Source organism: Cryomorphaceae bacterium (genome assembly GCA_007695365.1).
GTDB lineage: Bacteria > Bacteroidota > Bacteroidia > Flavobacteriales_D > SKUL01 > SKUL01.
This window is the reverse complement of sequence record REDV01000131.1, coordinates 1-20,751: the sequence shown is the minus strand read 5'-3', so window position 1 is coordinate 20,751 and position 20,751 is coordinate 1. Positions and strand designations below refer to the sequence as shown.

General features: G+C 49.3%; 22 protein-coding genes. 4 read left to right on the top strand and 18 right to left on the bottom strand.

The features are described 5' to 3' along the window. A partial coding sequence (locus EA392_13510) for a polyphosphate kinase 2 (protein ID TVR37167.1) occupies positions 1-506 on the bottom strand: 506 nt, incomplete at its 3' end. A gap of 151 nt (positions 507-657) precedes the next feature. Between EA392_13510 and EA392_13505 the strand changes: the two genes are divergently transcribed. The 3 genes from EA392_13505 to EA392_13495 all read left to right on the top strand — a co-directional run bounded on the left by EA392_13505 (position 658) and on the right by EA392_13495 (position 2,530). Continuing rightward, complete coding sequence (locus EA392_13505) at positions 658-876, top strand: hypothetical protein (GenBank protein ID TVR37166.1); 219 nt, start codon at positions 658-660, stop codon at positions 874-876. 801 nt (positions 877-1,677) lie between these two features. Continuing rightward, the gene (locus EA392_13500) at positions 1,678-2,214 is read left to right on the top strand and encodes a DinB family protein (protein TVR37165.1); all 537 of its coding nucleotides are present in this window, start codon (positions 1,678-1,680) and stop codon (positions 2,212-2,214) included. Further along, positions 2,201-2,530 carry a hypothetical protein gene (locus EA392_13495; GenBank protein ID TVR37164.1) on the top strand — a complete coding sequence of 110 codons (330 nt, stop codon included), beginning with the start codon at positions 2,201-2,203 and terminating at the stop codon, positions 2,528-2,530. Before EA392_13500 ends, EA392_13495 begins: the two co-directional genes overlap by 14 nt. A gap of 15 nt (positions 2,531-2,545) precedes the next feature. Here EA392_13495 and EA392_13490 read toward each other — a convergent pair whose 3' ends face one another. From EA392_13490 to EA392_13440, 11 genes are all read right to left on the bottom strand, one after another. Beyond that, positions 2,546-3,529: a hypothetical protein gene (locus EA392_13490; GenBank protein ID TVR37163.1), complete on the bottom strand. Its 984-nt coding sequence runs from the start codon at positions 3,527-3,529 to the stop codon at positions 2,546-2,548. After that, on the bottom strand, positions 3,526-4,314 hold the full coding sequence (locus tag EA392_13485) for a DUF4190 domain-containing protein (protein ID TVR37162.1): 789 nt from the start codon (positions 4,312-4,314) through the stop codon (positions 3,526-3,528). The genes EA392_13490 and EA392_13485 overlap by 4 nt, the downstream gene beginning before the upstream one ends. Positions 4,315-4,632: 318 nt before the next feature. Then, on the bottom strand, positions 4,633-5,427 hold the full coding sequence (locus EA392_13480; protein ID TVR37161.1) for a DUF308 domain-containing protein: 795 nt from the start codon (positions 5,425-5,427) through the stop codon (positions 4,633-4,635). 2 nt (positions 5,428-5,429) lie between these two features. Then, complete coding sequence (locus EA392_13475; protein ID TVR37160.1) at positions 5,430-6,206, bottom strand: DUF4190 domain-containing protein; 777 nt, start codon at positions 6,204-6,206, stop codon at positions 5,430-5,432. Between the two features lie 99 nt (positions 6,207-6,305). Next, entirely contained in the window at positions 6,306-7,664 is a 1,359-nt protein-coding gene (locus EA392_13470; protein TVR37159.1) for an exopolysaccharide biosynthesis polyprenyl glycosylphosphotransferase, read from the bottom strand. Beyond that, entirely contained in the window at positions 7,661-8,956 is a 1,296-nt protein-coding gene (locus tag EA392_13465; protein ID TVR37158.1) for an O-antigen ligase domain-containing protein, read from the bottom strand. The genes EA392_13470 and EA392_13465 overlap by 4 nt, the downstream gene beginning before the upstream one ends. After that, positions 8,953-10,053 (bottom strand): glycosyltransferase family 1 protein, encoded by a 1,101-nt coding sequence (locus EA392_13460; protein TVR37157.1) that lies wholly within the window; start codon positions 10,051-10,053, stop codon positions 8,953-8,955. The genes EA392_13465 and EA392_13460 overlap by 4 nt, the downstream gene beginning before the upstream one ends. Next, a complete protein-coding gene (locus tag EA392_13455; GenBank protein ID TVR37156.1) occupies positions 10,050-11,009 on the bottom strand; it encodes a glycosyltransferase in 960 nt (319 codons plus the stop codon). The genes EA392_13460 and EA392_13455 overlap by 4 nt, the downstream gene beginning before the upstream one ends. Further along, positions 10,913-11,728 (bottom strand): glycosyltransferase, encoded by an 816-nt coding sequence (locus EA392_13450; GenBank protein TVR37155.1) that lies wholly within the window; start codon positions 11,726-11,728, stop codon positions 10,913-10,915. The genes EA392_13455 and EA392_13450 overlap by 97 nt, the downstream gene beginning before the upstream one ends. Next, complete coding sequence (locus EA392_13445; protein TVR37154.1) at positions 11,706-12,758, bottom strand: glycosyltransferase family 2 protein; 1,053 nt, start codon at positions 12,756-12,758, stop codon at positions 11,706-11,708. The genes EA392_13450 and EA392_13445 overlap by 23 nt, the downstream gene beginning before the upstream one ends. After that, on the bottom strand, positions 12,743-14,389 hold the full coding sequence (locus EA392_13440) for a hypothetical protein (protein ID TVR37153.1): 1,647 nt from the start codon (positions 14,387-14,389) through the stop codon (positions 12,743-12,745). The genes EA392_13445 and EA392_13440 overlap by 16 nt, the downstream gene beginning before the upstream one ends. Here EA392_13440 and EA392_13435 point away from each other — a divergent pair. Further along, positions 14,189-14,593, top strand: coding sequence for an acyl-CoA thioesterase (locus tag EA392_13435; GenBank protein ID TVR37152.1), 405 nt, complete (start codon positions 14,189-14,191; stop codon positions 14,591-14,593). The genes EA392_13440 and EA392_13435 overlap by 201 nt on opposite strands. Here EA392_13435 and EA392_13430 read toward each other — a convergent pair. From EA392_13430 to EA392_13405, 6 genes are all read right to left on the bottom strand, one after another. Beyond that, positions 14,579-15,832 (bottom strand): glycosyltransferase, encoded by a 1,254-nt coding sequence (locus tag EA392_13430; GenBank protein TVR37151.1) that lies wholly within the window; start codon positions 15,830-15,832, stop codon positions 14,579-14,581. The two genes, EA392_13435 and EA392_13430, sit on opposite strands and share 15 nt — an antisense overlap. Beyond that, positions 15,829-16,410, bottom strand: a complete 582-nt coding sequence (locus EA392_13425; protein TVR37168.1) for a tRNA-(ms[2]io[6]A)-hydroxylase — start codon at positions 16,408-16,410, stop codon at positions 15,829-15,831. The genes EA392_13430 and EA392_13425 overlap by 4 nt, the downstream gene beginning before the upstream one ends. A gap of 35 nt (positions 16,411-16,445) precedes the next feature. Continuing rightward, the gene (locus EA392_13420) at positions 16,446-16,985 is read right to left on the bottom strand and encodes a hypothetical protein (protein ID TVR37150.1); all 540 of its coding nucleotides are present in this window, start codon (positions 16,983-16,985) and stop codon (positions 16,446-16,448) included. A 49-nt stretch (positions 16,986-17,034) separates the two neighbouring features. After that, positions 17,035-17,928, bottom strand: a complete 894-nt coding sequence (gene folD / locus EA392_13415) for a bifunctional methylenetetrahydrofolate dehydrogenase/methenyltetrahydrofolate cyclohydrolase FolD (GenBank protein TVR37149.1) — start codon at positions 17,926-17,928, stop codon at positions 17,035-17,037. A 14-nt stretch (positions 17,929-17,942) separates the two neighbouring features. Further along, positions 17,943-19,292, bottom strand: coding sequence for a signal recognition particle protein (locus tag EA392_13410; protein ID TVR37148.1), 1,350 nt, complete (start codon positions 19,290-19,292; stop codon positions 17,943-17,945). Between the two features lie 65 nt (positions 19,293-19,357). Next, the coding region (locus tag EA392_13405; protein ID TVR37147.1) for an arginine--tRNA ligase at positions 19,358-20,751 on the bottom strand (1,394 nt) is incomplete at its 5' end.

Here is a 20,751-nt window from a genome sequence, read left to right as displayed (position 1 = left end):
TGCTCGTCAATCGGACTGATTTTCCATTGTTTTAACGGATTGTTGCGTCGGTCTTCCAAACGCTGGGCCTGTTCATCTTTGCTGATATCCAGGTAGTACTTCAACAACGTAAAACCGGCGTCCACCAGCATTTCTTCAAAATGGCATACATCCGGAAAAAACGTCTGGTACTCCTCATCAGTACAAAAGCCCATTACACGCTCTACACCCGCCCGGTTGTACCAGCTCCTGTTAAAGATCACAATCTCCCCAGAAGCAGGCAGATACGGGGTATAGCGCTGAAAAAACCACTCGCGCAGCTGTCTGTCTGAAGGCTTGCTCAGGGCTACTACCCGCGTTTCGCGCGGGCTCATGTGCCGGGTAAGCGTTTTGATGGAACCATCCTTACCCGCGGCATCGCGCCCTTCAAGGATAATCAGCAGTTTTTTATCCGCGCGAATTACCTCGCGCTGCAGTTTCACCAGCTCGATGTACAACTGGTGCCGGATTTCTTTTAATGAGGCCATAGGTTTTGTGCTTTTCGGAAAGGTACGAAAAGGTGGGGGTCCAATAATCTGATCGGGCTACGATAAAGTAAAACACAGGATGAGGTTTTGGCAATGGAGTAATATTAGGTTCCACCAAAATAAATTATCTTTGGATACTAACTTGCGAACAATGGGAATTGAAGAGAGAAAACTACTGTTGATTCAGCGCTGCATGAACATTCACGATGAGTCCGAATTGCGGGTAGTCGAAGAGACCTTGAGGAATTTGGAACTCGATCTCCGTGCGCAATTGTCCGAAGATGATATCCGATCAGGTAATGTAGAAGACTACCATCGCTTTAGCGATGATATTAAGTTATGGCTACAGGAGAAAAGGCGTTCAGCCTGAAAATCACCGATAATGAGAAAGCAGCTTACTTTGAGCTGCTTGATTACTAGTTTCAATATTATTCCTTGAGCAGAGCCAATGAGCTGGCAGAAGAACTTTTGAATGCTCCGTTCGTATTGCTTGAACAACCTTATCTCGGCAGCCGGGAACCGTCTTTGGTTCATAGGACTAACGATTACCGGTTTCTTCTATTCCAAAGAAGCAACCGGGCTACTGTAAGCTGCCAATGGAGAAACTTCCAGGTGGCTTTACCTCTTGAGAGGTATCAGGATGGTATCAACGTTTTTTAGGAACTTCACCTTACCCCCAAATATGCAATAAGCTCCGCTTCTTGCATATTCGATAAAGAGAATCAATCTTTTACAGTTTGCTTCGCCGCACTGAAAAAGTGATTCTCCCCGCCTGCCGGCGGGCAGGCCCGCCTGCCTTCCATTACGAAATGGATGGCGGGCAGGCCCGCCTGCCTTCCATTACGAAATGGATGGCGCGCAGGCCCGCCTGCCGGCGGGCAGGTAGTTCGGAGCTAATCGCTCCTCCTATTGCATAATTTGGGTTTAACATTGATATTCAATTTCTTTGCGCTCGTTGCGCCAGCCTGCCGCTGGCAGGCCTCCTATTGCGTACCTTGCGGTTGAGCATTTTTACCGCCTGCCTGCGGCACGGCAGGCCTGCCATGCCTCCTCTCCTGCTCCAAACATACCATTTTGCTGATTTTTTGTATTTTAGGCGGTACCGAAAATGAGCGTCTTTGCAGTTTAGTCTGCTTACCTGGCTGTATTGGCGTGAAAAAAACAGTTTCAGATGAACAGTGAAAAAACATTGACTGCCTTTAAAGCACATGTTGCGAAATGGAAAGAGCTGGTTATGAAGTACAAACTTGAGGAACTCTCGCGGAAGCCAAATGATACAAGCTGGTCGCTCGGGCAGGTCTGCTACCATGTGATTAAAGTGCATGAAGTCTTTTACATGAAGCACGCGTGGCAGTGCCTCAACAAAGAGGAAGGTACCACTCAATGGGGCGGCTCAAAGAATTTTATGGGGCGGGTAATCTTTTTCTTCAGGTCTATTCCGCCGGTAAAAATCAAAATGCCCGAATCCCATGCGTTTGAACCACCCCAACCTGAGAGTAAAAACCAACTCATCAGCGATTTTGACAAGATGGTGAAACAAATGGATGAATTGTATGCACAATTGCCCAAGGCCGATTTGAACATCCGATCAAAGCACCCCTTGCTGGATATGCTCAATGCATGGGAGTGGTTCCAGGGTGCCGAATTTCACGCCAAACACCATTTCCTGCAGGCGCGGCGCATCGAGAAGTTCCTTGAAAGAAGGTAGCAATCAATTGGTGTTAGGCGCTCAGAGCGGGTGCCGCCGAATACCCGGAATGACTTCAGTACAGCTCAGAAACCCTTTATCACGACACCAACCGCAGAAGGAAATAAACCGATACCGTTACAATTATGTGCTCAACAAATGCTATTTTGCGCGAAAGCAACCGCGACACATGAAAAACTCACTGCTGATTATATTGCTGATTATCGCCCTCGCCATGGTAGTGATGGGTATTTTGAACGGAATGATACCCCCTGTTCTTACCGGACTGGGATTTGTGGTGATTGCCTGGCTGATTTATCGCATCCGCGAAGTATAAGACCGCCAAACACGCTCAGGAAAAGGCTCCCAATACCATTCCTACATTCACTAATCCGGTGAGCAGGCCAATAGCTATGGCGATAGCCCCGATGGCCAACCCCTTGTAAACTGTTGGATTTTTGCCGGTTCGCGTAACGGCAATAATGCCGGCAATGACTGAGAACAAGGATATTCCTACCCCAAGCACCGACAATATTTGCAGAAAAAGCGTCGAAGCCCCAACATTAACCAAGCTCAGTAATATCAAAAATGGTAGAACAGATATAACAGAGGTGCCCAATGCTACCATACTGGTGGTTTCAACCACGCGTGTGTCTTTGGTGGCCGAAACGGCCTCTTCTTCTATCTTTTCGGTGCGGCCCCATTGATCGCGAATTTGCGTGAGGTCGCGCAGATAGACCATTCTCACTTCACCCTCCACGTTGCAAGGCTTGTAATACAGTAAGTTGTCTTCACGGCCTGCAATCAAAACCTCCTCCCTCCTGCCATCCTTGAACAACAGCGTTACACAGTTTTTACCATCCAGCACAGGGCCGTCAAAAGTCAATGTTTCACCGTTGCGCATCACCAACCTACTCAAATGCTTAGTTTTTACGATTTCCTCCGCTCCAAAAATGGCTTCACACGGTCGGTAGGTCAAAGCATCGTCCGAGATTTCGATGAGCCGAACAAGCACAAACCGATTGCCATCCAACAAGAAGAGCGTATCGCATCTGGCTTGTTCAGATTCACTTGTTTCTTCATACGACAACAAGCCGACCATGTCATTGTGCGCCAACGAGCCTACATTTTCCTGACTGGCAACAGGCATTCTCCGGGGAGGCATGTATGCGTGTTCAGGTATTTGTCGCTGCGCCTTTACTGAAGGCTTTGCGTTGTTCCACTGTACGTGATAGCCCGGGCGGTGAAGTCGTTTTTCGATTTTACAGGAACAATAGCTTATACCGAAGGTGACCAATAGCAAAACATTCAGCGATATGCGAAAAACCCTGCTCAAAACCCAAAAGTGACCACGAGCAAAAGGAAGATTATAGAAATAACCAAACCGATGATGCCAGTAATCAAGCCGGCTGTTCCGAATCCGCGCCCTTTGAAACGATCGGGGTTGGAGTTAATACGGCCAAGGCTCACAGCGCTAAATATCAAGGCCATGATGCTAAAAATAAAGAACGGTGCATAAATTCCCGCAATCCCCATGATCATGGAAGTAATACCCAATCCGTCGGTTCTTGCACCTGACGAACTACCCCCTCCCCGGCTGCCCACGTAAGGATCCCTGCGTCCGGAAATCATCTCTACTTCTCCGTTGGGGAAAAGAATGTGATCTACTTCCCTCCGGTCGATGAAGATGACGGGGCCATCCTGATTATCACAATTTCTGTACTTGATTTCTACCTGGTTGATTTCCTCTACAACCGCCCGGATGATAAAACCGTCGTTCAGCACAATGGACGCACAAGGCTTTTGCGCAGCCAGCATCTTCTGCACCGGAGACAGGTCTATTTCATTGATTTCTCCTTCAACAGAGGCTTTCAACCCGTCATCAACTTGGGCTTGCCTGTTGATATCCTGCTCTGGAGCAAGGGTTTGTTTCTTTTGAGGATGTGATTGAACTTCCGCAAGTTCCTTCTGAACAGGCCGCTCAGCAATACTTTTAGACCTGGCTTTTTTGTGCCAATCAACATGGTATCCGGGCCTGTGAAGCCGCTTCTCTACCTTACACCCTGACAACGAAAAGGCGAGCACACAAACCACTCCAACCAAAAACCAATTGCTTTTCATGCTGCTAAGTTAAAAATAGGATCAATAGCAACACCAAAACTAAAGGCTGGGGTATATCTGTCCATTCAGAAAATCACTCCGTATTCCCTCTCATTCCATGGCGAAAGTACAATGCTCACATATTCCCCGGCTGGCATCCGGGTCGCGCAGGTGGTATTGCGATGCAACATCCTGTTCACTAACACTTTGAGAAATCAAAGGCCGGAATAGGGATACTATTACGTCGTCATTTCCGGTGCAGGCGCTTTTCGATTTTGCAGGAACCAAACAAATGCGCCACGATGAGCATGATGAGCAATATGTAACAGCTTCTGAACATCACAAAATGAAGGCTTGAAGAAAATAAATACCCAGCGCTATCATGAGTATTCCGATAATCAAACCTGCAATGGCAAACCCTTTTCCGGTTATGTCCGAATGCTTTCGGAACATATTAAGACTCACAACGGCGTGGATGAGTGCAACAAGCCCTATCGGGGTGGTTATATACATTCCGAATGGGAAAACCAGCAGTCCCAATCCAACCACATTCAGAATGACGGAAATCAATCCGAAGATTTCCAGTCCCTCTCTCTGAGACGGCTGTCTTTTTACCTTCTCATCAATCATCAAAAAGTTCTCTTCCTGACCGTTGGCATATACCACCTTAGAAACATATTTGAGTTGAATAGACTTTGTTTCTGGTACAACATTCTCTCCGCAGGGCTCGTAACGCAGTTCTCGCTGGGTAATTTCAACAACTTTTACCACGGCACTTTCATCGTTGATGTAAATGATGGTGTCACAACGAATCGAATCCTTGTTGAGCCGGTGCGGAGCGTTTATGGAGGATACCAACACGGGAAGCCGTTGTTCTTCGCCAACCTTCACCTGCGTCCCCGCTAGAAATTGCGGCTGTGAAAGATCTGAAGGAACATTATAATCGGCAGTGGCTGTGACTGTAATGTCGGAATATTGGTAATCGTAATCTTTCTCCCGGGGCACATGAATGGACTTGGGTTTCTTGTGCCATTCCACGTGGTAACCCGGCCGGTGCAGGCGTTTTTCGATTTTGCACGATACCAAAACTGATATCGCCATAAAAAGCAGGATGTATGTGCTTAAGCGTGTCACAGTTACATCGTTGCAATCACCATGATGGCACCCACAATGGCCAGGAATCCGATAATCATTCCTGCAATGGCAAAGCCTCTTCCGGTTCGTTCGGGTTCCCGCGCAAACTTGCCTAAGCTGATAGCACTCAGAATAACAGCCGCGAGGCCAAGTATAATTCCGGCGAAAAATATTCCCACAATGGCCAAACTCATCGAAACGATACCCAGCGCCTCAACGCCACCTGTTCTGGGAGCACCTCGTGCCGGACGGTAATGACCTGAGGATCCCATAAATAAATCCTCTACGCCGTTGGGGTATATCACTCTATCTACTTTGTTTACCGAAATTGTAATGGTTGGCCCGTCCTGGTAATCACATCGCTTGTATCTGATTTCATTATCATTGATCTCCAGTATTTTGGCAGAAATCCGACTACCGTCAACCAGTAAAATGGTTTCACAGGCCAATGGGCGGGGCTGAAAAACCGAGCGAACCAGGGCTTCGGCTTCAGAGCGCATTGGCGATAAGCTGGGTGGTACTTCTGCTGAAGCATCAAATCCGGTCACTCCGGTGGTTAGACTTTCATCGTAATGTGCAGAGGGTTTCTCCATTCCCTGAACTTCAGTCAATTCCGCCTTTTCAGTTAGCTTCTCCTCTAAAACGGGCTTCTGAACACTTTTGGGCTTTTTATGCCATTCAACATGGTATCCGGGGCGATGAATGCGCTTTTCGATTTTACAGGAACTGCCGAGACCTGCCAGAACAATCAAAGCAATAAACAGGTTGGTGTATTTCATGGTTCAAGTATGTGAGGTTCACGCCACGGGGGCCGTCAAAAATAAAAAATCTGACTAAACCAAAAAACACATATGGTTGACCCAATGTAAACTATTGGGCTATTGTCTGCGAAAAACCGTCACCACGGTAAGCAGCACAATTTTTATGTCGAGTGCCAGCGACCAGTTCTCTACATAGAAGCGATCGTACTTTACCCGGTTGGCAATGTCATCGTACTGGTTGATTTCACCGCGAAATCCTTTTACCTGCGCCAACCCTGTTACCCCCGGCTTGATGGCGTGACGCTGCATGAATTGACCTACCAATTGGGCATATTGCTCAGTATGTTTGAGCATGTGCGGTCGGGGCCCCACTACCGACATCTCCCCTTTCAGCACGTTAATAAACTGAGGCAATTCATCGAGCGAGGTAGCGCGAATAAACCTGCCGATAGCCGTAATACGCGGGTCGTTTTGCGTGGCCTGCTCAAGGTCGGCGGTTGCATTTACACGCATAGACCGAAATTTCAGGCATTCAAAAGGCTGGTTGTCGAGACCGTTACGGCGCTGTCGGAATATGACCGGACCTGGTGAACTGAGCTTAATCAGGATACCCATCAGCGGAAACAACCACGACAGAACAAACACCACCACAAACAAAGAGAACAGTACATCAAAGGCGCGTTTGGCCAGCTTGTTGCCCGGTTCGTCCAACGGCGTAAAAGGGATGTTCACTACAGGAATGGAATCGTAAAAATTCACCTCAATAGGCTTGGTGTCCCATCGCGGATGATCAACCACCAATCGCACACGAATGAGGTTGTTTTCGCAAAACTGCGCTACTTTTTGGAGCTCCTGCGGCTCTATTTCGGACATGCTGCAGTACAATTCCTGGATACTGCTTTGTTTGTGGATGGTCATGAGGGTGTTAAGCAGGTTGGTGGTTTGCTCAACATGCACAGTTCGGCCCTGGTACTTAGCGCCAGTAGAATTTTCAAAGTATTGATTAAGGTCTTTGAGCGTATCGGTGGAACCCGCAAAAACCAGCTTTCCAAAATCGCCGTTTCTGCGTTGATTCCAGTTCAGCAGAAGTTTGGCCATCCACTCGCCCGTCAGTATCAACAGCGGTATCAACAGATAGAAATACGTGAGAAAGAGCCGCGAATAATAGGTTTTGATGATTCCGTTGAATGCCAGCACCAGCAGCAGATGCAAAAGAAAAATCTGGGCAAAAAGAAGCCCCCGGCGCAACGGCTTGAGATGCATGCGCGAGGGGCGGTAATAACGCAATACATTGGTAATTAATACCCATGAAAGGTTTACATAAAGCAGCAATGCGATGTAATTATTGCTGCCAAATACCTGCGCCCAGTTATCGGGAAAGCGAAACCACAAACCCAGAGCAAACGCCACATTAAGCGCTACATAGTTCGCAAGGCGCGTGTAGAGTCGAAGAAAATATACGTAGTCGCGATTCACTGCTGAGGGCTGCTTTCCGTGCGAAAATACTTGAAATTATCGCTGGTAAGCAGCGCAGCAAAAAAGCAAATGAACACAATACCCCACTGGCGTTCAAGCATACTTTCGGTAATCATGCTGAGCGAGGCTATAAGTCCAAAAACGAGCAGGAGCCAGTTTTTGTGTCGCCAGCCTAACCAGCACAAACTGCCCATCCATGCAATCAGGACCAGGAAACCGGGAATGCCTATAGTCAGCAGGGTTTCGAGATACTGGTTGTGCGGATTAAAGGAATAGTCGAGGGCGAGCTGAAAATCATTGCGGGCGTAGGTTGCGTTGAGTTCGTGCTGCATATCGCCGGTTCCTACTCCCAGCACAGGGTTTTCGGACCAGCGCTCAAGGGTGTTTAACCATTTGTGAAAACGGATGGACCTTCCGCCATAGCGATCTTGCGTGTAATCAGACTCTATGTCTATCATTTCGGTGAAGCGCTGCTTGTTCTCGGTGCTGCCCAAAATCATCAAGAGGGCGAGCAACAACATGGCTGCATACACTCCGGCGTATCTCAGTTGGCGCTTCAAAGGCCTTACCCCTATTACAATCAACACAGCCAGTGAAACGAACAGAACCATAATCTCCATGCGCGATGAAAGCAGCACCACCGACGCAAAAAAGTAAAAGAACAAAAGCGCTACCAATCCACTTTTACCGTAGAAAAACTGATTAGCGAAACGCTCAAATCGCCCCAGTGCGTAAATGGCAAAGCACGCAAAAACCATGTATAGGGAGAGGTAAATAGGCTGAAATCCAATGGTTCCGGCCAACTTTTCGTAGGTCACCATGTCGAGAAAAGTAATATCGCCGTACATGCCGCTCATTCCGTTGATAATGGCCAGCGCAAATGCCACGGTCATGGCAGCTGCCGATGAAAGCACAAACACCCACAAACACCATCCGAGGTGCTGCCTTTTGAATTGAGGAGCACTCGCCACCAGCACGGGCAATAGCAGCAAAGCCAGTTTCTGCTCCAACATCCTGCCCGCGGTTTCCTTGTCGTCGCTGTACAGAACCCCGATGCCATAGAGCAGAAACAGCAAAAGAGGCAACCACAACCACGGTTGGGACATCCGCTGCGGAAACCTCCGAAAATCACCTCCCGCCACCCAAGCCGCAAGCAAGAGCACAATCGCGTATGAATTTACAGGGTAGTCGGGAAAAAGCCGGGCCAGAAAAAGGGTAACAATCAACAAGCCCAGTGCTGCGGTGAAAAGACCGGTTTTCCAATCGGCAAAAAGAGGAGCAAAACCTTTCATGTTCTCAGTCTTTCAAAGTGCCTGAGGAATACCTGCTCGTAGCGGTCAACAATCTGCTCCCAGCGGTAATCTGATTTGATTTTGTTGAGATTACGGATCTTTTTCTCTGTCATTTCACCCATCTTAACCTCCCTAATCCAGTTACACACACCTTGCGCATCGTCAAAATACAGTCCATCCTCTTCGAGCACAGCGCGGTTAAACGGGTTGTTGTGGGCCACAATCAGCGTTTCGCAGGCCATGGCTTCGAGCAGTGAGGGGTTGGTTCCTCCCACGCTGTGACCGTGAAAATACAGCCTGCAATGGTGCCTCAGTTGGTTGAGTGCGTTCTTGTCGTAAATCGCGCCCAAAAACTTTACCCGGGGGGCGTGTGCATACTTCTCCACCAGTCTTTTACCAAAGGTATTTTCTGTGCGGCCAATCACCACAAACGGCGTTTCAACCCCCGATTGTATATATCCATCCAATATAACCTCTATGTGATTTTCAGGCTCCATACGCGCAACAAGCAGGTAGTACTGGTCAGGTGCCAGTTGCCATTGGCTGAGCACTTCAGGACTTTTATTGTTGATGGGATCAGCACCGTAGGCGATAAATTCGGAGTGTTTGTGATAGGTGTCCTGAAGGTAATCGCGAATACCCAGACTGTCGGCAATGAGCACATCGCTGGTTTTGATGGCCCATTCCTCTGCCCTTTTCAAATACTTTTGAACCCATTTGTTGTACTTCGAGCGCTTCCATTCCAGACCATCCATGTTGGTAAAGACCACGGCATGTTCAGGAAGCCACGGCCCCCAAACCGAGCTGCTGGTGTATCCGAGTTGAAGCACCACGTCAAAGTTGCGTAAACGCGCATCGCGAATGCAGTTAAAGTCATACACAAATTGCCCAACTGTACCTATTTTGTTTTCAGGGTCATAGCAATGAATGATTTGTACGCCTTGCCAGCTCGATTCCTGAAAGGGATGGGTACTGCTGTTGTACACCCAAACCTCGTGACCTCGTGCAACCAATCCCGGTGCGAGATGTTCGGCAAACTGCTCAAAGCCGCCGTACTGATTGGGGATGCCCCGCGTGCCGAGTATGCCGATTTTCATTTAAAGACAGCCTTTAGAACTTTCTCAGGTCTCCACCACACAGCTGCGGCCAGATGCCACCACTTTGCGATGGGGTTTTTGCTAAGCAAATATCGCCGATAATGTTGTAAATGACGGAAGTTGCCCTTTACATCCCTCAAAGTACGTTTGTTATTGAAAAGCTCAACGCTTAGTTTCCAGGCCTTTTCGAGGGTATCCCACGCCAGATTGCTTGTAGCTGATTCGCGGTGAATGCGCACCCATGTGTTGGGCTCTCGTTGGGCAGCCATTACGGCGCCGGCGTGCAGCATACGTGCAAAGCAGTCGTAATCTTCGGCCCAGACCATCTCCTGCCGATAAGGAAATCGGTTAAACCATGTTTTTCGTACCAGGGTGGTTCCGTTCAGCACCCCGTTTTCGCCCAGGTGAAATAGTTTTTCAATATCGGCCCGGGTTGCCGGAAAGCCTGATGTACGAATGCTTTGACGCGTCTTACCATCAACATACACGCAGTTTCCGCCGAGCACATCAACTTCAGGGTGTTGCTGAATGAAATCCCACTGGCTTTGGATGCGGTGGGGCATCAGCATATCATCGGGGTCAACGCGTAAAATCCATGTTCCATTTGCGACTGCAATCCCTTGATTGGTAGCGTTGGCAACCCCCACATTGTCGGGCAGTAAAACGGGTCGTATCCAGGAGTGTTTGGCAGCCCACTTACGTATGATGGCCGGTGATTCATCCGTTGACCCATCATCCACAATGACCAACTCTCCCGGCCAGGCGCTGTTATCTTCTACGCTCTGAAAATAATCGTCCAGAAAGGCGGCGTTGTTGTAGTTTGCCGACACAATGGATATATCCTTCAAAACGTGGCGGCTCATGTTTTGCGGATGGTTGAGAAGTTTCGGCGGTAGGCAGCAACAGCGGGCGCCAGTGGTCCTCCCTCCAGAGCGTGACCAAGTCTTTTGCGCCATTTTACCACCCAAACGAGATAACGATCCAGCGGGCCGGGTGCCAAATAGAGTTTTCGGGCGCGCTGCACTTCGTCAAATGCTTCCTCCCAGTGCATGTTTGAAACGCCCTGGGTTGACATTAGCGCCAGCGTTTCGGGAATACAGTAAAACGGAGCGCCGCTGGTTTTCATTCGAAGCAGCAACTCGTAATCCATGGCGTAGCAGTAGTCGGTGCGGTACAGACCGTACTTTTTATAAAGTCCTGCTGTAATAAAAGTTGCCGGGTGACAAAGGGTCATGTCTTTTTCGAGCAGCTCGTGGTTGGGATGGTAGGTTCCGCCCGGCCGATTGTTCTCCTGTAATTGCATGGCGCCGTAATACACGCCTTCGCCGCGAAAGCGCGAAGCCACAGCTTGCAGGGTTCCGGGAAGATAGGAATCATCCGCATTGAGCAAGCCGATGATTTGACCGGTAGCCCTTCGAATACCTTTGTTAAACGCATCGCTGATACCTTCGTCCGACTCTGATATCCATTGAATTTGGTTGCCAAAATCTTCGAGAACTTCCAGCGTTCCGTCCGTAGAGCCGCCATCAATCACGATATACTCGAGGTTCGGGTATTTCTGATCGAGTACCGAGCGAATAGCTTTGGCAACGGAGTCCGCACCGTTGTACACTATGGTAACGACCGTTATGCGAATGTCTTGTTGTTCCAAGTTACGATGATTTTGGAGGTGCAATAATGGGCTTTAACGCTTTTCGGGTGCGTTTTATCTCGCGGGTAACCATACTCCATTTGCCCCAGCCAATGAGAAAAGAGAAGCATTCACCCAATGTTGGTTTTTTCGTGATAATGTCGAGCCGTTCTACTTCTCCCTCGGCAAATGCCTTTCGCAGAGGAGCTGCCAGCCATTTAGACCACAACCACCACGCGTAATTCAGGCGCTGCCAAAACGGAGACACCCCGGTAAGTACCATCCTGTATTGCAACAAATAGGTGTCGGCTATCCTGAATCCTTTGTGGAGGCCAAGTAAATAGGCTTCGTCCAGTTTTCGGGCTTCAATGTAGTGGATAAGCCTCAGCTCCGATTGATAGATGGTGAAACCCGCCAATCGGGCCCAATATGAAAGCTCAGAATCCTCGCCGGCTAGCAGTGTGCTACCAGTTCTTCCTACAAGCCAGAATTTTACCTTCTCGTAAAGCTTTCTAACCAACAGTGTTCTACCCGACAGACCGGCACCCCAGGCCGCAGAGAAAGCCCCGGCCACCGGACCGGTTTCCTCATTGGGTCGCCCTACGGCGTATGCGTGCTTTTGAGACTCCCACCAAATGGGTTCTTCACCGCCTAAACGGGCTTCGTTCACGGCAGCTATCAAGCCTACCGCGGGCTTGCTTGCCAACAGGTGGCACACGGCATCTGCCCACTGTCCCAAAAGGCGGTTATCGTCGTCCACAAAAACAAAGTAGCGGTATTTGGCAGCAGCGATACCGGCAACCCTTGAGTGAAACAGCCCGGGTTTTTCCTGCTTCAATACGCGAAAATCCACACCGCTTTTCTCAAGAAATTGCGTGACAAAAGCCACAGTGTCGTCGGATGAATTGTTGTCAACCAACAGTATTTCAATGGGAAATTGTGCATTCTTTTGCGCAACAACCGAAGCCAGCGCATCCTCAACCAATTTGCGGCTGTTAAAGGTAAACACCACAAAACTCACTCCCTGAGGAAGCACATTATCCATTTGTTGTGATTCGTTTACCATTCGGCCCATTTTTTAGGATCCAATGCCTCGCGCACTCTTCCCCACGGTAGCGGATGCACTTTTTGCGTGTACCAGATTACCGATACAAACATAAAGAGAAAGGAGACCAGTGAGGCCTGTGCTGCTCCGATGGCCCCGATACTATCTACAAGCCAGTAGCACAAACCTGTGTTTATCAGTCCGCTTGTAAAGGTCAGTACCGAAAGCACCAGCGTTTTTTTGTAGAAGAACAGAAAGTTCACCACCGAGTAGTACATGGCATACATGGCAAAGGCAAAGCTCAGCCAAGGGATAAAAGGTGTGGAATCATGGTAGCGCTCCGGAAAGATTCCCCAGATGATAAGCGGGGCGAATACGCTCATGGCGATGGCGGCCAGAATCATCCCAGCAAAATACAGGTAGTGGATCCGCACCAGTTTGAGGTTTTCAGCGGGGTTGATTTTGCTCAGCTTTTCGTAGATCAGCGGCGCAACGGCCAGATTGAAACCATTGCCGATAAAGAAAACAATGAGCGCAAACTGGCTGCCGAGGTTGTACAATCCGGCTTCACCGCTGCCCAAAATGGAGGTGATAATGAAAAAGTTAACGCCTGTACGCAACCACCCACTCAGGTTGTGTGGAATAAGCGGAATACCGAAGGCCAACGCCTCGGTGAACATCAGCTTGTGAAAGCGAAACTTTACGAAACCACGCAGGTAGATAAGCAGCAAACTCAGTATTCCGAACAGCAGGAGCGAAATGGCAACGCCCAACAAGCGGCCCTCCCAGGTCATTTTCAGAGCGATAATGAGATAAAGCGAAAGCCCAACATTTACAAGGGTTTCAGAAAAGGTAAAGGTTGCGTACCAACGGGCCTTCTTTTCGAGTTGCCACAACGATAGGTTTACATTGTTCATAAACATGGCCAGTGCACACAACACCGCTGTAACTACCCACCTGAAAGGCATTTCGTATTGGTCAGCAATGAAATCGCCCACAATATACACGGCAATGAGCATCAAAAGTGCTGTTCCAACAAGGATGAACATCAGGTTACCCACCAAAATCCTGAACTGTTCGCGGTCCATCTGGTAGTATTTCACCGGAAGCAATCCGTGCGTATTTACCCCGGCAAACACAATGAGCAGACCCAATAGCGAGATGAAGTTGGCTACGGTACCGTAATCTTCAGGCGTGAGGTAGCGCGTGATAATGGGAGCCAGCAAAAAAGGAATGGCGCGATTGAGGATGCTCGACCCGGAAAAAATCAGCGTATTCTGGAATAGCTGTTTGCGAAAAATCCCTCCTATCAAGGCCTGTGCTTTTGTTTCAAGCCAGCAAAAGTGCCGCCGTGAGCAAATGTAAAAATAGTTTTGGGCTGCACCCGAATCACAACGCAGCCCGCCGGCATTCAGTATTTTTGTACCCGAAGTATTTACGGTATTGAACCCCGATTTCTGATGACTCCACACAAACTGGAAGTACGTTTTGCCGACATTGACGTGATGGGCCACGTTAACAACGCCATCTTTCTCAACTATTTTGAGCAGGGGCGGATGGCTTTTTTCCGCGAGCATTTTGGAAATGTGTGGGACTGGAAAAAGTACGGGATTATTGTGGCGCGCAACGAAATTGACTACCTGAAGCCGGTGCTGCTGCATGATGAGCTGTACGTTACTGCTTCTTTTGGTGCCATTGGCAACAAGAGTTTTCAGATGAAAATGCGGGTGTTTAAGGTAGAAAACGGCCGCGAAACCGATTGCGCCCACGGCTTGGTTACCGTGGTTTGTTTTGACTATGAGCTGCAGCGCACCATTGCTGTGCCGGAAGCCTGGCGAAATGCGGCTGAATCAATCAGCTCCTGAGCGGTTGCGGTTCTTCTCCTCTATCCATTTCGACATATAGGTGGTGCTCCGGTGATACTGGTTTCGAAGAATAGCCCCTGTGAAGTTTCGCAATCTTCTTTCATCAAGGCTGTTCAGGCGCCTGCTCCACTCCTGTTGAAGGGCTTTTTTCCACGATGCGCCATCAAAAAGCGATTGAAGCATGTTAAAACCGCGTTCCTGCGATTGCAGCCAAAACGAGTCATCCCTGTAGAGCCGAACAACTTCTTGCACAAAGGTTGAGGGCTCGTCTTCAATGCCTCCGTTCCAATCCTCAGCCGACTTGCACATTCCTTCGGCACCAACAGCGCTGGTGACCGATGGGGTGCCGCTTCGCATGGCATCCACCAATTTGCCTTTTAACCCGGCTCCAAAGCGAAGGGGGGCAAGGCACAGCCGGTATTGACTCATGGTTTGGAGTACATCTTCGGCCCTGCCTTTCACCAAAAATCCCACAGCCGGATTGTGAAGTTGCATGATTTCGGCGTCGGGGTATGCACCGTAAAGATGAAACTCAGCTTCCGGAAGTTCTTGGCGAATCATTGGCCAGAGCTTATGTGCAAGGTATTTTGCAGCATCTCGGTTCGGGGCGTGCTTGAAGTTCCCGATGGTCATGCAGTGTGCGCGTTGTTGGATGCCCGGCAGTTCTTCAGGTTGGACAGGCTCCTCCATAAAGGGCAGGTAAAACAACAAATCTTTGGGTACACCCTGTTCATTGACCAGAAGTTCCATTTCAAAGCGCGAAATAATCAGCGAACCATCAGAGCGATAAATGGCTGCCAGTTCGCGGTGCATCACTTCGTTGTGCAGGTCTGAAATATGAAACGTCCGGTTTTGAGCATGTGCTGTTTCGCGGGCTTTTCGAAGTCCGTGGAGGTCTTCAGTATCAATAATGCGCATTGCCTCAGGACAAGTCTTTTCAACCCGCCACCCGAACTGCTCTTCGGTAAGGTAGCGATCAAACATCACCCATTGCGGCTGCTCAGACGCAATCCAATCATCAAAGGAGGAATGGTTGAGTAAGATGTGCACAGTTGAAACACCTGTTGAGTCCAGCCATCTTGATTGTGCACCCAATGGCTGTGAGCAGGCAAAAGTGATATGATACCTTTCGGCGAGTACCTGAATGAGTTGCATCATTCGGCGGCCTGCCGCTGTGGCATTCGGTTCGGGCCAGTGGCAACCTATGATGATTCCTTTGGGAAGCACTGACCTGCTCATCCGTGCATGGTCTCCTCCTTGCCGTAGCGCGCCATCAATGAGCCTTCGTAGTCGAGAAAGGCCTGCCAGCGCGCGTCAACATCTACATCTTTGCATAGTGTTCGTGCCAAACCGAGAAAGGTGGTGTAATGGTTGGCCTCCGAAATCATCAAATCGCGGTAAAAGGAACAAAGTTCTTCGTCGTCCAGTTTTTCAGTGAGCATACGGAAACGCTCACAACTTCGGGCCTCAATCATCGCCGAGAAAAGCAGTGCCTCGGCAAGTTGATGCTGCCGGCTCCCCCCCTTCTTGATGAATGCCGCCAAATCGCGTACATAGTTATCCTTTCGCTCAAAGCCGAGGGTGTAGCCGCGTTCCGTAATTTTTTCGTTCACCATGCGAAAGTGTTCCAACTCTTCGAGGGCGATATCCGTGAGGGTCTCCACAAGCTCGGGGTAGTCAGGGAAACGAACAATGGTAGAGATGGCGTGCGAAGCGGCTTTTTGCTCACACCAGGCGTGGTCGGTAAGTATCTCAGAGATGTTTTCCTGTACCAGCCTTACCCACCGCGGGTCGGTTGGAAGGCGAAGGCCAAGCATTACTTTTTCAGTATGAGCCATTAACATTTAACCTTTTAATCGTCGGCTTTCTTGATTTCAGCATCCAGGATATCTTCGATGGCTTTCAGGGTCATCTTGTCAATGCGGGCGTCGGTGCGGGCTCGTTGGCGCATAAAGCGGAACATGGCGCTCTTGCGGATTTCGAGTGCTACGTACACCGTAAATTGCTCACCGTTGTAGAACTTTTCTTCCCCGATCATTCTGATATCCTGCAGCTCGGTGTCCATTACCTCGCGGGTCAGGCTTTGAAATTTTTCGGCGATATCCGAAGCATTGGCGTTTTGGGTTTCGGCGATATAATCATCGGCAACGCGGCGGATATTGGTTTCTACCTGTGAGGCCAAACGGCCCTTGGCGTCAATTTCAGCCCTGCTGCGTGCAATGTTCTCGCGACCGCTGCTGGCCTGACCTACAGCCCGGAAAAAGCGGTTGTTTGATTCGTATTTGGAGCCCGAAAACGGAGTGCGAACACGCTCTCCAGCAGGGCTTTTAGACTTACATCCTACCATGCTCAACGCGAGCACGAGTCCGAAAAAGATGGCAAAGCTTCTCATGATTTCAGTTTTGTTAGTTGGTGGAGGAACAATTAAAATTCGTGCCAATTTACGATTTGCTGCCTGATGACTCTCTCATTTCAACTGCTCTGAGGGTGTTTTGCAGCAAGGATGCAATAGTCATGGGCCCCACACCACCAGGCACAGGTGTGATAAAACTGCATTTGGGTGCCACATTTTCAAAATCTACATCGCCCTCAAGACGAAACCCGGATTTCTTGCTAGAATCTTCTACACGCGTAATTCCCACATCCACCACAACTGCTCCCTCTTTCACCATATCGGCCTTGAGGAAACGCGGAATACCGAGTGCCGCCACCACAATATCTGCCTGCCGGGTGTATTCCGCGAGGTTCTTTGTGCGGCTGTGCGCCAAAGTTACCGTGCAGTTTCCGGGATAGCCTTTGCGCGCCATCAACACTGCCATGGGCTTGCCCACAATATTGCTTCGACCAATAACCACACAGTGTTTGCCTTCGGTTTCAACCCCGGCGCGTTTTATCAACTCAACAATTCCGTTGGGCGTGGCAGGAATGAACGCAGGCAATCCCAATACCAGTTTACCCATATTTACGGGATGAAAGCCATCCACATCTTTATTGGGGTGAACGGCGTTGATTACTTTTTGTTCGTCGATGTGACCGGGCAGAGGTAATTGCACAATGAAGCCATCTACGTCGGGGTTGCTGTTGAGCGCGTCTATTTCCGTGAGTAGTTCATCCTCCGGGATGGTGGCAGGTAAGCGCCTCAGGCTCGAGCCAAAACCAATTTTCTCACAGGCTTTTACCTTGGCATTTACATAGGTTTGACTCGCCCCGTCGTTGCCAACCAGGATGGCGGCAAGGTGCGGCACCTTTTTGCCTTGCTGTTTTCTCTCCGCTACCAATGCTGCGAGTTCGTCTTTGATATCCTGCGAGGTTTTTTTACCGTCAAGTAGCGTCATGTGAGATAAGGGATTTAGATTTTTGGCATTCCGCCGGGCATGTTTTTGAGTTGGCGCATCATGTTGGCCATGTTCTTTTTATTGCTCATTAGCCGCATCATCTTTCGCGTTTCTTCAAACTGCTTGATGATTTTGTTGATCTCTTCAACATGTTGACCTGAGCCGCGTGCAATGCGCTTTCTTCTGCTGTGATTCAATACGTTGGGATTCTCGCGTTCTTCAGGTGTCATAGACATAATCATGGCTTCGAGTGGCTTAAAAGCATCGTCGTCAATATCCATGTTCTTCACCATTTTTCCCATTCCGGGCATCATGCCCATGAGGTCTTTTACGCTACCCATTTTCTTTATTTGCTGAATCTGGTCGTAGAAGTCGTTGAAGCTGAATTCATTTTTGGCAATTTTCTTCTGAAGCTTGCGCGCCTTCTCTTCATCGTATTGTTCCTGTGCACGCTCCACCAGCGAAACCACGTCGCCCATACCGAGAATCCTGTCAGCCATTCGGTTGGGGTGGAATACATCCAGCGCATCCATTTTCTCGCCGGTACCCACAAACTTGATGGGCTTATTCACCACAGATTTGATGCTGAGCGCTGCTCCACCTCGGGTATCACCATCTAATTTGGTAAGCACTACGCCATTGAAATCCAGTCGGTCATTAAAGGCTTTGGCCGTGTTTACAGCATCCTGACCGGTCATACTATCCACCACAAACAAGGTTTCAGTGGGCTGAATGGCGGCCTTTACGCGCGATATTTCGTCCATCATCTGCTCGTCAATGGCAAGACGTCCGGCGGTATCGACAATTACCACGTTGAATCCGTTGGAGCGGGCGTGTGCCACGGCATCGCGGGCAATTTTAACAGGGTCTTTTTCATCGCGATTGGAGTACACTTCCACTCCGATTGATTCACCTACTACGTGAAGCTGGTCAATGGCGGCAGGGCGATACACATCGCAAGCCACCAACAGTGGCTTCTTCCCCTTTTTGGTTTTGAGCCAATTGGCGAGTTTTCCCGAAAAAGTGGTTTTACCCGAACCTTGCAATCCCGACATCAGGATAATTCCCGGGTTTCCCTGGAAGTTGAGCTCAGCAGTTTCTCCTCCCATGAGCTCAGTAAGCTCTTCCTGGGTGATTTTCACCAGTAACTGCCCAGGCGAAACGGATGTTAGCACATCACGGCCAAGGGCTTTTTCCTTTACCGTGTTGGAAAAATCCTTGGCGGTTTTGAAATTCACGTCCGCATCGAGCAAGGCTCTCCTCACCTCTTTGAGGGTTTCAGCAACGTTGATTTCGGTGATTTGCCCTTGTCCTTTGAGGACTTTAAAGGCGCGATCGAACTTATCTGTTAAATTCTCAAACATGTTGTTGACGTTGGGTTGCAAAAGTAATGAAACAAGGCGGCTTCCCGAAGCCCGTGTGCATGCGGTTACATACGCTCGGGTGCTGCGATGCCCAGCATCCTGAGCCCGGTGCGGATTACTTTTCCGCAGGCTTCGGTCAGCTCAAGTCTAAAGGTTCGCAGAGCCACATCCTCTTCTTTCAACACGGGCATAGACTGGTAAAAACTGTTGAAGTCCTTCACCAAATCATAGAGGTAGTTGGCCAGTTCTGCGGGACTGTATTTGACTGCCGATTCCTCAACCACCACAGGGAAACGATCGAGTTTGAGCGCAAGGCTTTGCTCTGATTCAGAAAGTTGCAGGTTGTCGGATGAAACACGCTCAACATCTGCAGCTTTGCGCAAGAGCGAGGAAATCCTGGCGTGCGCATACTGAATAAAAGGGCCTGTATTCCCGTTAAAATCAATGGACTCTCTGGGGTTGAAAAGCATGTTTTTACGGGCATCTACCTTCAGAAGGAAGTATTTCAACGCCGCACCTCCGATTTGGCTGTACAGTTGCTCGCGGTCCTGCTGTGTGAGCTCTTCGAGTTTGCCGAGTTCTTCGGAAATCTCTCGAGCCGTATCTGTCATGCCTTCAACCAAATCATCGGCGTCCACTACGGTTCCTTCGCGCGACTTCATTTTGCCCTCGGGAAGCTCCACCATCCCATAACTCAGATGGTGGCATTGCGAAGCCCAGGGGTAGCCCAGTTTTGCAAGAACCGCAAACAGCACCTTGAAGTGATACTCTTGTTCATTGCCCACAGTGTACACCATTTGAGACATTTCCGGAAAATCAATGGTGCGCTGAATGGCCGTTCCGATATCCTGGGTCATGTACACCGCCGTGCCGTCGGAGCGAAGCAATAATTTGTGGTCAAGGCCCACATCTTCAAGGTTTACCCAAACAGAGCCGTCTTCTTTTCGGTAGAAAATATCTTTGGAGAGACCGCGCTCTACTTCTTCTTTGCCAAAAAGGTAGGTTTCTGATTCGTAGTAGAGCTTGTCGAAGGCAACGCCGAGACTTTGGTAAGTAACGTCAAATCCATCATACACCCAACCATTCATTTTCTCCCACAGAGCATACACTTCAGGGTCTTTCTGCTCCCATGCGCGAAGCATTTCCTGGGCTTCGCGTAAAATGGGGGCCTCCTTTTCGGCCTGCTCTTTGGGTACCCCATTCTGAACGGCGGATTCTACCTCAGCTTTGTAATGCTTGTCGTATGCCACGTAATACTTCCCAACCAGCTTATCGCCTTTGAGGCCGCTGCTTTCCGGGGTTTCGCCGTTGCCAAACCGCTTCCAGGCCACCATTGATTTGCAGATGTGAATACCGCGATCATTGATGATTTGTACGCGTTTTACGCTGTGACCGGCCGCTTCTAACAGTGAGGCCACGGAATCGCCCAAAAAGATATTTCGCAGGTGACCGAGATGCA